9 protein-coding genes are annotated in these 14,854 nt (G+C 44.8%); 6 read left to right on the forward strand and 3 right to left on the reverse strand.

Annotation, left to right across the window (positions count from 1 at the left end; all coding sequences use genetic code 11):
• Window positions 1-93: 93 nt before the first annotated feature.
• The 3 genes from H6F63_RS23705 to H6F63_RS23715 are packed head-to-tail and all read left to right on the forward strand — an operon-like array spanning window position 94 to window position 1,135.
• Window positions 94-495, forward strand: a complete 402-nt coding sequence (locus tag H6F63_RS23705) for a helix-turn-helix domain-containing protein (RefSeq protein ID WP_190639828.1) — start codon at window positions 94-96, stop codon at window positions 493-495.
• A 33-nt stretch (window positions 496-528) separates the two neighbouring features.
• On the forward strand, window positions 529-864 hold the full coding sequence (locus H6F63_RS23710) for a DUF6883 domain-containing protein (RefSeq protein ID WP_190639829.1): 336 nt from the start codon (window positions 529-531) through the stop codon (window positions 862-864).
• Window positions 865-868: 4 nt separating this feature from the next.
• The gene (locus H6F63_RS23715) at window positions 869-1,135 is read left to right on the forward strand and encodes a DUF4926 domain-containing protein (RefSeq protein ID WP_190639830.1); all 267 of its coding nucleotides are present in this window, start codon (window positions 869-871) and stop codon (window positions 1,133-1,135) included.
• Window positions 1,136-1,264: 129 nt separating this feature from the next.
• Here the strand turns inward: H6F63_RS23715 and H6F63_RS23720 are convergent, their stop codons facing one another.
• Window positions 1,265-2,047 carry a PRC-barrel domain-containing protein gene (locus H6F63_RS23720; protein WP_190639831.1) on the reverse strand — a complete coding sequence of 261 codons (783 nt, stop codon included), beginning with the start codon at window positions 2,045-2,047 and terminating at the stop codon, window positions 1,265-1,267.
• Between the two features lie 309 nt (window positions 2,048-2,356).
• Complete coding sequence (locus tag H6F63_RS23725; RefSeq protein WP_190639832.1) at window positions 2,357-4,399, reverse strand: AarF/ABC1/UbiB kinase family protein; 2,043 nt, start codon at window positions 4,397-4,399, stop codon at window positions 2,357-2,359.
• A gap of 273 nt (window positions 4,400-4,672) precedes the next feature.
• On the opposite strand from H6F63_RS23725, the gene recN reads away from it, so the two are divergent.
• Both recN and H6F63_RS23735 read left to right on the forward strand, forming a co-directional pair.
• Entirely contained in the window at window positions 4,673-6,457 is a 1,785-nt protein-coding gene (gene recN, locus H6F63_RS23730; protein WP_190639932.1) for a DNA repair protein RecN, read from the forward strand.
• Window positions 6,458-6,697: 240 nt separating this feature from the next.
• Window positions 6,698-9,217: an adenylate/guanylate cyclase domain-containing protein gene (locus H6F63_RS23735; RefSeq protein ID WP_190639933.1), complete on the forward strand. Its 2,520-nt coding sequence runs from the start codon at window positions 6,698-6,700 to the stop codon at window positions 9,215-9,217.
• A gap of 439 nt (window positions 9,218-9,656) precedes the next feature.
• On the opposite strand, the gene H6F63_RS23740 is transcribed toward H6F63_RS23735, so the two are convergent.
• Window positions 9,657-10,058 carry a response regulator gene (locus tag H6F63_RS23740; RefSeq protein ID WP_190639833.1) on the reverse strand — a complete coding sequence of 134 codons (402 nt, stop codon included), beginning with the start codon at window positions 10,056-10,058 and terminating at the stop codon, window positions 9,657-9,659.
• An 821-nt stretch (window positions 10,059-10,879) separates the two neighbouring features.
• On the opposite strand from H6F63_RS23740, the gene H6F63_RS23745 reads away from it, so the two are divergent.
• Window positions 10,880-14,728 (forward strand): PAS domain S-box protein, encoded by a 3,849-nt coding sequence (locus H6F63_RS23745; RefSeq protein WP_190639834.1) that lies wholly within the window; start codon window positions 10,880-10,882, stop codon window positions 14,726-14,728.
• Window positions 14,729-14,854 lie beyond the last annotated feature (126 nt).

The following is a 14,854-nucleotide window of genomic DNA, read 5'->3' on the forward strand; positions in this document are numbered from 1 at the left end:
AAAATTAATCAAAATAATCTTTTATGGATATACTTCCCCTGCACGATATACTGGGGTTACTAACATAGATGCCTACTTAAAACAAATAAACTTATGGACACAGAGGAAAATCGTTCCAACCGAATGATTTTTGTCCACGCATACCTAGATTTGTACGGTCTGAGTCCTTACGAGTTCAGACTATATGCCCACATAGCCCGTAGGGGTAAGTGTTTCTCCAACCTAAACACGACAGCAAAAATCTGTAAAATGAGCGTCCGGAAAGCTCAGTATGCTCTAAAAACCCTAGAAAGCTGCGGATTAGTAGAGAAAACTACTCGTAAGGGTAAAACTGATATTTACGAGTTAACATCTCGAAGCAAATGGAAAGAGCCAGAGTACGATGAAGAATTGAAAGCAGAGCGCGAAAAGGTAACAGTGTCACTGCTGAAATTAAAAGGGTCAACAGACTCAACAGCAGACAGTGGAGGTAGTAAACATAAAGAAAAAATTTAAATTACTTCAAGATAAAAGGCCTAGACAAAATTAATGAGGCTACCTTCCAAGCTGGTGATTGAAGACCAGAAAATAACCAGCTACTTACTTGTTTACCAGCCCAAAAATGATAAATCAGAATATTTGGCTTTAGCAGGCTATAACCTTGAAAATTGGGAAATTCTGAAGAGAGATATACTAAACGCTGTAGATGGGTCTAAAGTTACAGAAATAACGTCCACAGATTGGGGTACTCGCTTAAAGGTCAAAAGCCAGTGGTATGGCCCTAATAGTAGGCTAGTTAGGGTAATGACTATCTGGCAGCAGGATGAGGAAGCAGATATTGTTAAATTTATAACTTTATATCCTGACAAGTCACAGGAAGGCTAAAACAATGACAACAGCAAGATTATTTCAGTGGGTGTTGCTTAATCAAGACGTTCCTGATAGCGCAGTTCAAAAAGGCGACAAAGGAGTTGTTTTAGATCATCTACTTCCTACCAAAAATCAGAAAGAGCCGGGATATACTCTGGAAGTCTTTAAAGATGGGGAAACTTTAGATGTGATTTCTGTACCTGTTTCTTGGGTAACGGAGTTACCTGAAATTTGGGGAAAAGCTGAACTTACCCCAAATGACCTAAATGTAAAGGCTTTGAATTAGCAAGAGAAGAGGTAGCGATCGCATTCTCTCCAGCCAAACGCGATCGCTTTATCATGAATGATAGTTTTGTGTATTGGCTTTGGATAAAGAGGAGGAGCAATCGCCTCTCTCCCTACCCTTACAATTAACTTATTTTGTATCTTCTGGTAACTGTGGAGGTTCGTTTGGTAAAGGCTGAGCTGTAGTATCAATCGTTTGCACTATCTCAGTCGGTTGAGAAGGATCTTGTCGTTGTGCTTTCGCCTCAGAAAGTTTTTCTTTAGCAATACCAGCCACAGTTTCAGTTGTGTCTTTGACTTGTTCGGCAATATTTTGAGCGCTGCGCTTTAGAGCTTCTAAATCATCCTGAGTTTTCTTATAGTCTTCTTTTATTAACTCTGCCGCTTGAGTCATTTTTTGATTTAGTCCCTCGGCATACTGTTGAGGAGTTTGAATAATTGCATCTGAGACAATTACTCGTTTACTTCCAGTGGAAGCGATCGCTTCTAACGGAAGTAGGTAAATCCCATCCAAAGCCCCACGCCAACCACTAGAAACAAATAAGTAATTAACAATAGCGCCAGTTTGAGGATTGAAGAGATAATCTACTATTTTGCCAACCTTGTTACCTGCGTCCGTCCACACTTCATGACCAATCAAAGAAATTTTCTGAATTGGTGTTTCAGGTTCAATAACTTCTAGAGTTTTGTTGACGATAATACTATCGGTGCCAATAGTAGTAATTTGCTCCCACCTAAACACCTGTTTCAGACTACCCAAAAATCCTGACTTGCAGTTAAAACCTACAACTTGGTGAGATTGAGGATTTAACCACAATTGATCTACACGACCGACTTCTTCTGCTGTACTGCGATCCAGCACCAGCCGATTGAGTAACTCACTTTGTCTAATAATCTGTGGTTGTGCGTTCATAACCAAAATCCTTAAAGATTTATCCAGTTGGCAAGCTATGCTGCTTTAGGTTAGCAAGCGTAGGGAAGCGATCGCCTAAAACTAAGCTGGATCGTAAATTTCTATTAATCAAACTTGAAGTGAATAGAACAACGGGTTAACTGCTGAGGATTGCTTGCCAAATGTAGCCTCACAGACAAATGCTATTACTAATCAAAAAAAATTAGCTGGGTCATAGAGGAGCGAAGATACGCTCTTCAATGACCCAGCCTTTTTTACAATTACCCTTTATAGAGGCGCGCAGCCGCGTCCCCTAGGGTCTATACAGCCTTATCTAAGGGCAGCAGGAGGCAAAGCTAAGCGCGGAGGTGTTTGAGGATATTGGCGGGGCTTTTGACCGTTCCGAGAGGCTTCTGGAGGCGTATCCTGAAGTAAAACGTCCCGAATCAGTCGCGCCGCTACCCGCTGCACCAAACCGCCAGCAATTTTTTGTCCCATCCGCTGAGTTTCTGGCTTCATCAGCAACTGGGGAATCACAGGCAGCAGTTGCATCGCGTCAAAGCCCTTCGTTTCTTGAAGAATGTCCCAAATCCGTTTGATATGATCCAGACTCTGGGATGCCTCTACCGTTGGCGGTGCCTCATTAACCGTCATTCCCACCCGTTCGCGTAACGAGTATGTGAAATTTTGGAAAGACCGCCGTCCGAGCGTGTCTACACCCTTGACAATTTCATCAATCAGGTTTTCCCGGATAAACGCGCCCCGTTCCGAGAAAAGAAAATCAAGCGTTTGATTCAACACCTGATTCAGGTCGTAATCGTCGCTGTTACGGGCATTTTTTAACAGATTTTCCAGACGATTCCAGCGGAAACTGCCGTCTTTAAACAGCAGGTCGCGCAGAGATGTCCGTAGCTCTGGAGAGGGGTCTGTCAAGAGGCGTTTGGCAACGTAGGGGTAGGCTTTACTGAGAACTTTGAAGTTGGGGTCAACATTAATGGCAATCCCTTCTAGCGTGACCAGAGAGCGGATAATCAGCGCGTAGTAAGCTGGGACGCGGAAAGGATACTCATACATCAAAGCCGACATATCATCGGTGATGCTCTTGAAGTTCATCTCCGCAACGCTAGCGCCCAGTGCGTTGTTAAAGACTTTGGTAAGCGCTGGCATGATGGGAGTCAGGTCAGTATCCGGGGTTAAAAACTCTAGCTTCACGTAGTCGCGGGCGAGTCCTTCAAAGTCGCGGTTGACCATGTGAACGACTGCTTCTATCAAGCCGTATCGCTGATAAGGCTTGACCTCGCTCATCATGCCAAAGTCTAGATAAGCCAGCTGGCCGTCATGAGTTGCTAACAGGTTGCCTGGATGGGGGTCAGCGTGGAAAAAGCCATGTTCCAACAACTGCCGCAGCGAACACTGGACACCGACTTCAATTAAATGAACGGCATCAATTCCTTGAGCGCGGAGTGTCTCTGGCTGAGTTAACTTGGTGCCATTGATCCACTCCATCGTCAGGACGCGACGCTGGGTGTATTCCCAGTAAATCTTGGGGATGTAAATATCTTGTAAATGACCGTATAGAGAAGCAAAGCGCTCGGCGTTGTGTCCCTCGTGGGTGTAGTCCATTTCTTCATAGATGCGGGTGCCAAATTCATCCATGATGGCTACCAGGTCACTCTGCACCTGTTTGAGATTGTTTTGCGCCCACCCAGCAAGACCGCGCAGAATGTAAATATCTAGGGCGATGCGTTCTTTCAAACCGGGGCGCTGTACTTTTACGGCAACGGTTTCGCCTGTTTTGAGCTTGCCTTTGTAAACTTGTCCCAGTGACGCTGCTGCTACTGGATCTGGGGTAAGTTCAGCGTAAATGTTTTCCGGGCGATCGCCTAATTCTTCCTCAATAAATCTATATGCCACTTCGTTCGGAAATGGTGGCAGCTGGTCTTGCAGCTGTGTCAGTTCATCTAAATATACCGGAGGAACTAAATCAGGTCGCGTCGAGAGCGCTTGTCCTACCTTGATGTAAGCTGGCCCCAGTCTGGCGATCATTTGGCGCAACGCAATTGCCCGTTTCCGTTCATTTTGGGCAACCTTTCCCGTTTGCTTGTCCAACCACAAACTGAAGGCAAAGCGCAGCAATGGCACTAGAATGCTGATCAGTCGCCCCCATACTTGGAATGGTTGGTGCCGATAAATCTCGTTAATGGTGACGGGATTGTAGCGCAGTCCTTCTGGTTGGATATAGCTTGTAGTAGGTACTGAAGACGGGATATACCGCGTCTCTACATCAACCTCAACAGGCGCTGAACCATTTGTCTTTTCGATGACAACTGTGCCTGTCTGGTAGGGGGCAGAGGAGACTGTTTTTACATTCATAAGCTTAGGAAGCGACTTCAGGGCGATGTAAAGTATTGTAACAATAACTGTTGTTAGGATAATGAAGCGCTAACGCGCCAAAGCTCGAAGCAATAGCGGGAAAGTCAATCTCCCGGTTTGGCGAAAAGTTTCGAGACTTGGAAGTAGACACTAAACTAAATTTGGTAGCTCAGTACCCGTTTTCTTTTCATTAATCTATTACGTATGTGGCACTTGCCATTGTTCACTGGGTTGCCAGTGCCTGACCTCTCCCCTCAAGGTGAACTTTGCTCCATGCTCCTGTCTCTACGGATTGAAAATTTTGCCTTGATAGACCAGCTAGAACTGGAATTCGGCGTTGGTTTGAATGTTCTTACTGGCGAAACTGGTGCCGGAAAATCGATTATTCTGGATGCGATTGATGCTGCTTTAGGCGGGAAAGTATCTAAATGGTCGATTAGAACTGGTGCTGAACGCGCGATGGTGGAAGCTACTTTTAAAGTAGACCCATTGATGAGTGATTGGCTGTTGGAGCAGGAGATTGAACTGCTCGACGACAATGCTATAGTTTGTTGTCGGGAAATTGCCTGCTCTCAAGGAAGTCTCCGCAGTCGATCTCGCCTGAATGGGGTTCTGGTGAACCGACAGATGATGGATCGTCTGCGCGATCGCTTGGTGGAAATTACCGCTCAAGGTCAAACTGTACAACTTATGGCACCAGCCATCCAGCGCGAGTTGCTGGATGTCTACGCTGGCGAAGCCGTACTTAGACAGCGAGATGTCGTTCAAACTGCTTATCTTATCTGTCAACAAGCACAAGCTTTGCTTGATAACCGCCGCCACTCTGAACAGCAACGTTTACAAAGGCTTGACTTGTTAGAATATCAAGCTAAAGAATTAAACACCGCTTCTTTAAACGAACCGGACGAACAAGAACAGCTAGAACAAGAACTCCAGCGCCTCAGTCATGTGGTGGATTTACAAAAGCTGAGTTATCAGGTTTATCAAGCTCTCTACCAAAATGACTCCGGCGAGTCAGCGGGTGCTGACTTGTTAGGGCAAGCCGAGGCAACACTTAGTGATATGGTGACATATGATGCTAGCCTGCAACCAGTGTTGGAAATGGTAAGTACCGCACTGGCGCAGGTAGTGGAAGCCGGACAGCAAATTAACGCCTACGGTGATAATTTGGAGGCAGATCCCCAGCGACTAACTGAGGTTGAGGAGCGGATCAGGGAACTTAAGCAGATTTGCCGCAAGTATGGCCCGACTTTAGCGGATGCGATCGCATACCATACTCGCATCGGCGCAGAACTGGCAGAACTTCAGGGAGAAGGACAGTCTCTCGAAGAACTGGAAAAAAATTATCAAGCGTGTCAGGAAACCTTAACCGAAGTTTCTAGCAAACTCACAACTCTCCGCCGCGTTGCTGCTGGGGAACTAGAAACGCGACTGATAGCAGAACTCAAGCCTTTAGCAATGGAAAAGGTGCAGTTTCAAGTTAAAATTTCGCCTATTTCCCCAACTGCAACTGGTGCAGACGCGATCGCCTTTTTCTTCAGTCCCAACCCCGGAGAACCACTGCAACCGCTGGCTGCAACTGCTTCTGGAGGAGAAATGAGCCGCTTTTTGCTGGCTTTGAAAGCTTGCTTCTCGGCAGGAACGCACGGTGATGCTACCCTTAACGCTCCGGGTACGCTAATCTTTGATGAAATAGATGTGGGAGTGTCTGGAAGAGTAGCGCAAGCGATCGCAGATAAACTTCACCAACTTTCCCAACGACAGCAAGTTTTGTGCGTTACTCACCAACCCCTGGTTGCAGCAATGGCAGATCGACATTTTCGCGTCGATAAACAAGTCATCGAAACCAATGGTAACGATAAATCACTTCATCCTTCATCCTTTATCCTTCCTCCCTCCGAACGCACTGTCGTTAGGGTAAGCGTTCTAGACAATCATCAAACTCGCCGCCAAGAACTAGCAACCCTAGCTGGCGGACACTCCGCCAAAGATGCGATCGCCTTTGCCGAGTCTCTTCTTACTCAAGCTGCCACGGTCAAACACACCTACCCTGGATAAAAGCAGATGTCTAATTCCCAAAGAGAGATTAAACTGTTGAGTAGTATAATCTTTGCTCACTAGACAAAAAAAATGTCTCCTTAAAATTTATAGGATACTTGCAAAGCCTCCTCCCTTTCTCAACATCAGGCACCTGTAAAATATATGACATCTTCATCTACCACAATCAATGGTTGGAATAACACCGATCAGGTAATTGACGTTGTTCCCCACCAAGATGAAAATTACTCAGGGCATAAAATGCCGCAAAATCATCCACATCAATCGAATCGTGGTGGCTCATTAGCTACAAAAACTGGAAGTTTTACAGCGCTGCTCGCGCCACTAAAAAAGGAAAGTTTTAAAGAAGTCGTCACAGGTGTTGAAGATAAACTTCGGGTAGTAAATCACACCCTGTCAATGCTGACCGACAGTCAGGGTTTTGAAGCCATTTTGCAAGAAATGCTGAATGCTATTACCTTGAAGACGGGAGAATTATTAGGTGCAGACCGCACTACGATTTTTTTACTCGATGAAGAGAAGAACCAACTATGGTCAATTCTTGCCGAAGGCGATCAAGGAAAACCTTTAGAGTTGCGGATTCCTGCTGATAAAGGCATCGCCGGAGATGTAGCAACACGCAAGAAAAGCATTAATATACAGTTTGATTTCTATAATGATCCTCGGTCAGCGTTTGCCAAGCAAACCGACGAAAAAACCGGATACCGTACCTACACAATGTTAACTCTGCCTTTGCTCAACGAGCAGGGAGATTTGGTGGCGGTAGTCCAATTAATTAATAAGTTAAAATTACCGCACGAACCAGAAAAAAAATTAGCAGAAAGAATCGATCTGCAAGGATTTTCTAAAGAAGACGAAACAGTTTTTGAAGAATTTGCCCCCTCAATTCGCCTAATTCTGGAAAGTTCCCGGTCGTTTTACGCGGCGACGCAGAAGCAAAGGGCCAGTGATGCGCTAATGAAGGCGACGCGCTCCTTAAGCCATTGTAATTTGGACTTAGAAGACACCCTGGAACGGGTGATGGATGAAGCGAAAAATTTAATGAACGCGGATCGCAGTACCTTGTGGCTGTTAGATAGCGATCGCCATGATTTATGGACAAAAATATCTCTGGCTGATGGTTCCATGAGAGAACTCAGAGTACCACAAGGCAAAGGTTATGTTGGTAAAGTTGCCGAATCTGGTCAACCTTTAAATATTTCCTTTGACTTATACGACGATCCCGACTCTGGAGTTTCTAAACAACTCGATCAAGCTAATGGTTATCGCACCTGTAGTTTATTATGTATGCCAATCTTTAATGCAGATAGAGAATTGATTGGTGTCACCCAACTTGTAAACAAGAAAAAGCAAGGAGAACTTCCGCCATATAATCCTCAAAACTGGCCGGAACCACCTGAATGCTGGAAGGCAAGCTTTAACCAAAGTGATGAAGCTTTCATGGAAGCATTTAATATTCAAGCCGGAGTAGCGTTGCAAAATGCCAAGTTGTTTGCGACAGTCAAGCAGCAAGAACAAATGCAGCGAGATATTCTCCGCAGCCTTTCTAATGGAGTTGTTTCTACTGATAAATCTGGTTATATTATTGCTGCTAATGAAAGTGCTAAGAAGCTTTTAGGATTTAGCGAACAAGACCATCTAGAAGGTAGAAAAATTGATGAACTTATTCGCATCAAAGAAGGCGATTTTTCCAAATGGTTTGGCGCGGCTATAAAAGCAGCTGATGAAAAATGCCGTCGGCAATATTACCCGGATCAAACTTTATTGTCTACCGGGGAGGAACAGCATAGCGTTCACCTATCGATTAACTCGATTGCTGATGCCAGCGACGCTAGCAATGTCTACGGTGCGCTGGTGGTGATGGATGATATTTCTCAAGAGAAACGCCTCAAGAGTACGATGTATCGCTACATGACGCAGGAACTGGCAGAACAGCTAATCAATAGCGGTGAGGCTAAATTAGGAGGCGATCGCAAGGAAGTTTCTGTCTTATTCTCAGATATTCGCAGCTACACCAGCTTGACCGAAAGAATGGAGGCGGAAGAAGTGGTGCAACTGCTTAACGAATATTTTGAGTCAATGGTAGATGCTGTATTTAAGCACAAAGGCACCCTCGATAAATACATTGGTGATGCGATCATGGCGGTGTTTGGTTCACCCTTACCTCTAGACGATCACGCTTGGATGTCCGTGCAAACAGCAGTCGAAATGCGCCATCGTTTGGAAGATTTCAATGAACGTCGTCTAGCATCCAAAAAGCAAGAAATCAAAATTGGTATTGGCATTAACTCCGACACCGTAATTAGTGGCAATATCGGTTCTAGTCGCCGTATGGAATTTACAGCAATTGGTGATGGTGTTAACCTGGGATCTCGCTTAGAAAGTGCCAGTAAGCAGTACGGTTGCGATATCATTATCAGCGAAAGCACCTATCGACCCTGCAATGACAGAGTATGGGCGAGAGAACTTGACCGTATTCGAGTTAAGGGCAAGAACCAACCAGTTAGTATTTATGAATTGGTGGGGTTACGTTCTGAGTCAATTCCCGATCAGAAGCAGCATACGATCGAGCTTTACCACAAAGCTCGCGAACTTTACCTCAATCGTGAATTTGCCTTCGCTATCGGCGAGTTTGCAAAAGTTATGGCACTTGATCCCCAGGATAAGGCAGCTTCCCTACACCTAGATCGTTGTAAATATTGGCTCACCAACCCCGTCCCCAGCGACTGGGATGGCGTTTGGACGATGACGGAGAAGTAATTTTAATAATTAATAGATTTCTCGTTCCCAGGCTCCCTCTTGGGAACGCAAGTTTTGGAGGCTCTCGCCTCCCCCAATGGCACTACGATTCGGTTAGTGCAATCAAACCGCCAAGATCCTCCAACCCCAAGGCTAAATGAAGGGGCTAAGAAAATCAAGGCTTTGCCTACCTTTTTAAAGGGGGATAAAATCCAATACAGTTGACTTAAAACTAAATAGGACTTACGCACTAGGAACCAGGAAATCAATTTCCTGGCTGAAAGCCCAAGTCAGTTGAAACTGACTAAAAAACCCGAACCAACCCATTTCAATGGGTTTGGGCTTTGAGCCGGAACTTTAGTTCACGGTAAGTGCGTAAGTCCTGACTAAAAAACCAAACCCTAAGTAGCACGCCTGTTCTTAAGTGAACCGTATTGCACTATTAACAACGAGAACTTTTTCAAATTTCAGTGGCACAATTAGACTTAACAAAACTGCCAACAACCTGACGCAATTGCTCCACATCGAAGGGTTTTGTCAAATATTCTGTGGCACCAGCAATCCGTCCTTGTACCTTGTCAAACACTCCATCTCTTGCTGTTAACATGATGATGGGTAGATGATGAAATTGTGGTAAGCTGCGAATGGTGCGGCAAAGTTCTAATCCATCGACTCCTGGCATTGAAACATCCAGTAACAAAATTTCAATCTGCTGGTGGTATATTGCTGATAAGGCATCCACTGCGTTATCAGCTAATAAAACTTTGTATTTTTTCTCTAGCGCCTTTTTGAGCAGAGTTTGCATTACGGGGCTATCATCGACTACTAGGATAGCGGGTAGATCATTCAAGGTTGAAGGCATTTTTTCCCCCAGTTTTTAGGTTAGTAAAAGTTTAAAACTGCAAATAATATTCCCAGGCTATTACTAGCTAAACAAAAATAAGTTTGTTCTGGCATCAACCTTAGTAAGTAAAAGAGAACTGCATTTTTGTATAGAATTATTTGATAACACTGTATATAACATTACCATTTTAATCCCCTTTGTTAACAATTATTCTTAACATACTCACCGTGTAAATTAATTTACAACAGTTGATATATTTCGAGACGTAGATCATACATACGCACTTTATCTCGATTGCGAGTGAGCGGTTAACAGCAAAATTACTGAACTATATATAAATTATTGTAACAAAAATCTGAGAGCTGATCTTCATTTGAGTTGGTGGAAGATTGAGCTGGGCCTAGGAAACGGCTTGGCGACTTTACGTTGATTTTTACCACTATACTAAAAACAAAAAATCCAAAATATATCGATGGGTGATAGAAATATATGCTCTATGGGAACCCTAGATTAAGCAAGGTTGGGCTAAGTGGCTCATAGCGATCGCGTTAGCTCTTCTCTTGCGACAAGAGTGAGTTGAGGCGAGGATTGCTGTTTGTTGCTTGCGTATCTGTGTAAAAAATATTTTTGCTAGATGCAAATGTTACATTTTTATTTATCTCACTTACTCGGTCTAACTCCAAAGTGTCAAGCGATCGCCTGCGGCTTAAAGCCTTCAAGCGCGGCTTCCGTAGATTTTTGAAGGATATTATTAAACAGCGCATCTAGAATATGTAAAAAAGTGTTTTTTTATACTTAAATTGCTCGAAGGCTGATTTTAGAGGAGAGGGCGCTTAAAGATGAACCCATTTTTACCTAGAAACGAAGGTATCAAATTTGACGAGCTGCGCCAATGCCCGCTGTTAGACTCTTCTTTGAAAGCAGGTTTTGACAATCTGACTCGTCTAATGGCTGACATTTGCCAGACACCAGTAGCTTACTTGAGCTTCATGGATGACGAACAACAATGGCTAGTTTCAAAACTGGGTATTACCACCACCGAAGCAGACAAGTATCTAGCTTTCTGCGCTAGCGCCATCTCGCACCCTCAAGAATCTGATTTGATAATCGTTCGAGATGCCCTTTGCGATGGCACTTTGGCGAACCATCCCAGCGTGAAATCTGCCCCAAATATTCGATTTTTTGCAGGTGTCCCCTTAGTCACCCCCTCCGGATTGATGATTGGAGTGCTATCTACAATCGATTATGTGCCGCGAGATTTAAGCGAGAAAGAGCAGGAAGCAATTAGGGCATTAAGGCAAGTAGCGATCGCGCTTTTGTCCCCATACGAAAACTTAATAACAGCAGAACAAATTATTATGACTCATCAGCAGACAAACTTAGGGATGAGAGAAAGCGAATTTCAACTAGAAACTATAATTGAAAATAGCAAAGATACCCAGGCAGTACAAGAGTGCCAGCGGACAGAGTTAGAAGTTTCTGACTTAGTTAAACAAGTAACAGATATCAAGTTTGCATTAGATCAATCTTCAATTGTGGCGATTACCGATCGCACCGGAACTATCACCTATGTAAACGATAAATTTTGCGAAATTTCTGAATACTCTAAAGAAGAACTGCTCGGACAGAACCACCGCATAATCAATTCCGGGTACCATTCAAAGGAATTTTTTAAACAGATGTGGGCAACCATTAGCAGTGGCAACGTCTGGAAAGGGGAAATCAAAAACCGAGCTAAAAACGGAACTTATTACTGGGTATATACCACCATTGTTCCAGTATTGAATTGTGAAGGAAAACCACATCAGTATGTGGCGATTCGCCAAGATATCACCGAGCGCAAACAAACCGAAGAATCGCTACGGCAGAACGAACACCGTTTTCGCGCCCTAACGGAAATCATTCCCCAGCAGGTATGGACTGCCGAGCCAAATGGCGCACTCGATTATGTCAACCAGCGCATTCTAGAGTATTTTCAACGCACATATGAGGAAATGGTGGGTTGGGGATGGCAAAATGTACTGCATCCAGATGATGTGCAACACTGCATTGAACGTTGGTCGCATTCTCTGACAACAGGAGATGCTTACGAAGTTGAATTTCGCCTGCGGTATGCGCCTGATGGCAGCTATCGCTGGCACTTGGGACGAGCGCTACCTGTGCGCGATGACAAGGGGCAGATTGTCAGTTGGTTTGGGACGAACACTGACATCGATGAACACAAGCAAGCCGAGAAAGAGCGCATCCAACTTTTAGCACGAGAACAGGCGGCGCGAGAGGCGGCGGTTAGAAGTGAAAATAGAACCAGAAATATTTTGGAAAGTATCGCCGATGCTTTCTTTAGCGTGGACAACGAGTGGCGATTTACTTACCTGAACTCGCGGGCAGAGCAACTTTTGTTTAAAACAAAAGAGGAATTAATTGGTAAGTGTATATGGGATGAGTTCCCAGAAACAGTCGGTTCTACTTTCAAAAGCGAATCTTACCGAGCAGTTTCCTGTCAGGTAACGGTTCACTTTGAGGAATTTTATCAACCTCTGGAAACGTGGCTGGAGGTACGATCCTATCCTTATCAAGATGGTTTGTCGGTTTTTCTCCGCGATGTTACAACTCGTAAACAGTCAGAGGCAGCACTGCTAGAGCGATCGCGTCTGTATACTTTAGAAGCAGAAATTGGCACCGCCTTGGGCGCTGGCGGCACATTATCAGAAAGGCTCAACCGCTGTACAGAAGGGATGTTGCAGCATCTGGAAGCGAATTTTGTCAGTATCTGGACATTTAACGAACAGAGTGTTGCAGAAGCTTCTGCTTCAGAGGCTTTTCTGGAACCGCAAGCAATTGCCTTTGCAAATTCTCTTAGCCAAGTGTATTGGCAAGATTTATTGGCTGAGCGTCGCGTCTCTCTGGAAGGTTCCGTAATTGGCTTCGTTGCCCAAACCCGTCAACCCTACCTAAGTCAAGATAGCAGCCTGCGGTCGGCTGGGATGGAAGCGCGTCTTTATAACGGTGAGTTGGCCGAAAGCTGTTTGCTAATCGCCAACAGTTATTTTGCAGGATATCCCTTGATTGTGGAAGATCGGCTAGTGGGCGTGATCGCTGTGGGCAGTCATTCGCGCTTTACTGAAGCAGTTAATCATATGTTGGGGTGGGTAGCCAATGCCCTTGCACTCGCCATCGATCGAAATTGGGCAAAAGAAGCACTCTTGGCGCGTCGGGAAGCTTTGCTTTTTGGCTTAGCAAGTCAGATTCGGGACTCTCTGGATCTAGATACCATTCTGGGAACCGCTGTTAAGGAGATTCGGAGTTTGTTGCAAGTTGACCGCTGCCAGTATTTGTGGTGCTGGTCGCTTCCCAATCAGCCTAGCTTGACAGTAACTCACGAAGCCCTGGCTAAGCCCAATCAACCGAGTTTGCTCGGAGACTGTCCGCCTCAAGAACTTTCCCAGCTGAGTGAAAAAATTCGCCAACTCCAGATCCTGCGAGTTGATGATGTCAAGAATGACAACAGCCTGGATGCCCAAACGAAAGAGCTGTTAACGCCTATGGGGATTACTTCCCTGTTGCTTTTGCCGCTAAAAACCCACGCCGGACATCTAGGAGCAATTGTTTGCAGTCATTGCAGTGGTGCTAAACCTTGGAGTAATAGCGAAGTGGAGTTGTTGCAAGCTGTGGTGGATCAGCTAGCGATCGCAATTGACCAAGCAGAACTCTACGCCCAAACTCGCGCCGCCGCCCTAGCCGCGCAAACCCAAGCTCAACAGCTGGCGACTGCTTTGAACAACCTCAAACAAGCCCAATCTCAACTAATTCAAACCGAAAAAATGTCCAGCCTGGGGCAAATGGTTGCAGGTATCGCCCACGAAATCAATAACCCAGTCAATTTCATCACCGGAAATCTTAGCCACACCAGCGACTACATCCAAGAACTACTCGATTTAATATGCCTTTATCAACAGCATTACCCCAATACTCACCCGGAAATTCTCCTCCGACAGGAAGAAATTGACATAGACTTCATCATTAATGACCTGCCAAAAATGCTGTCTTCAATGGAGATTGGTGCAGAACGTATCCGTCAGATTGTCCTGTCTTTGCGGAACTTCTCCCGACTCGATGAAGCAGAAATGAAGCCAGTAAATATCCATGAGGGAATAGAGAATACTTTACTGATTCTGCATCACCGCTTGAAACCGCACCCTAACCACACCGGGATTCAAGTTATTAAGGAGTACGGCGAACTTCCTTTGGTAGAATGCTACGCCGGACAGCTTAATCAAGTGTTTATGAACATCTTAAGCAATTCTATTGAGGCTTTGGAAATAGGAACTGTTGACTGGGGACTCCGGGAAAATGCCTCTTCTGCCCCTAATCCCCAATCCTCAATTTACCCTTCCCCAGTCACCAGTCAAGAGTCTCCAATCGCTACAATTTCGATTTCTACCGAAGTGCGAAACAATAGAGTGGTGATTAAGATTGCAGACAACGGAGCAGGAATGACGGAGGACGTGAGAAAGCGCTTATTTGACCCCTTTTTCACCACCAAACCTGTAGGTAAAGGCACTGGTTTAGGTCTATCAATTAGCTATCAAATTGTAGTAGAGAAACATGGCGGGGTACTGAAGTGTTTCTCAGAACCTGGAAAGGGTGCAGAATTTTTGATTGAGATTCCTCTAGGACAGAGATTTTAATAAGTAGGGGGATTTATAAAGTATCCCGTGATAGATTGCCCATCCTTAAGCGATCGCATGGGCATGAGCTGACAAACGATGCCAATCCGCGTTATTATGTACAACTTCAAATAAAAGGAGATCAAG

The sequence above is a fragment of the Trichocoleus sp. FACHB-40 genome (genome assembly GCF_014695915.1).
GTDB classification, from domain to species: domain Bacteria; phylum Cyanobacteriota; class Cyanobacteriia; order Cyanobacteriales; family FACHB-T130; genus Funiculus; species Funiculus sociatus.

Coding starts and splice junctions, on each gene's coding strand:
- H6F63_RS23735 (WP_190639933.1), top strand. CDS start 6,698: ATGCCGCAAAATCATCCACATCAATCGAATCGTGGTGGCTCATTAGCT.
- H6F63_RS23710 (WP_190639829.1), top strand. CDS start 529: ATGAGGCTACCTTCCAAGCTGGTGATTGAAGACCAGAAAATAACCAGC.
- H6F63_RS23725 (WP_190639832.1), bottom strand. CDS start 4,399: ATGAATGTAAAAACAGTCTCCTCTGCCCCCTACCAGACAGGCACAGTT.
- H6F63_RS23715 (WP_190639830.1), top strand. CDS start 869: ATGACAACAGCAAGATTATTTCAGTGGGTGTTGCTTAATCAAGACGTT.
- recN (WP_190639932.1), top strand. CDS start 4,673: ATGCTCCTGTCTCTACGGATTGAAAATTTTGCCTTGATAGACCAGCTA.
- H6F63_RS23720 (WP_190639831.1), bottom strand. CDS start 2,047: ATGAACGCACAACCACAGATTATTAGACAAAGTGAGTTACTCAATCGG.
- H6F63_RS23740 (WP_190639833.1), bottom strand. CDS start 10,058: ATGCCTTCAACCTTGAATGATCTACCCGCTATCCTAGTAGTCGATGAT.
- H6F63_RS23705 (WP_190639828.1), top strand. CDS start 94: ATGGACACAGAGGAAAATCGTTCCAACCGAATGATTTTTGTCCACGCA.
- H6F63_RS23745 (WP_190639834.1), top strand. CDS start 10,880: ATGAACCCATTTTTACCTAGAAACGAAGGTATCAAATTTGACGAGCTG.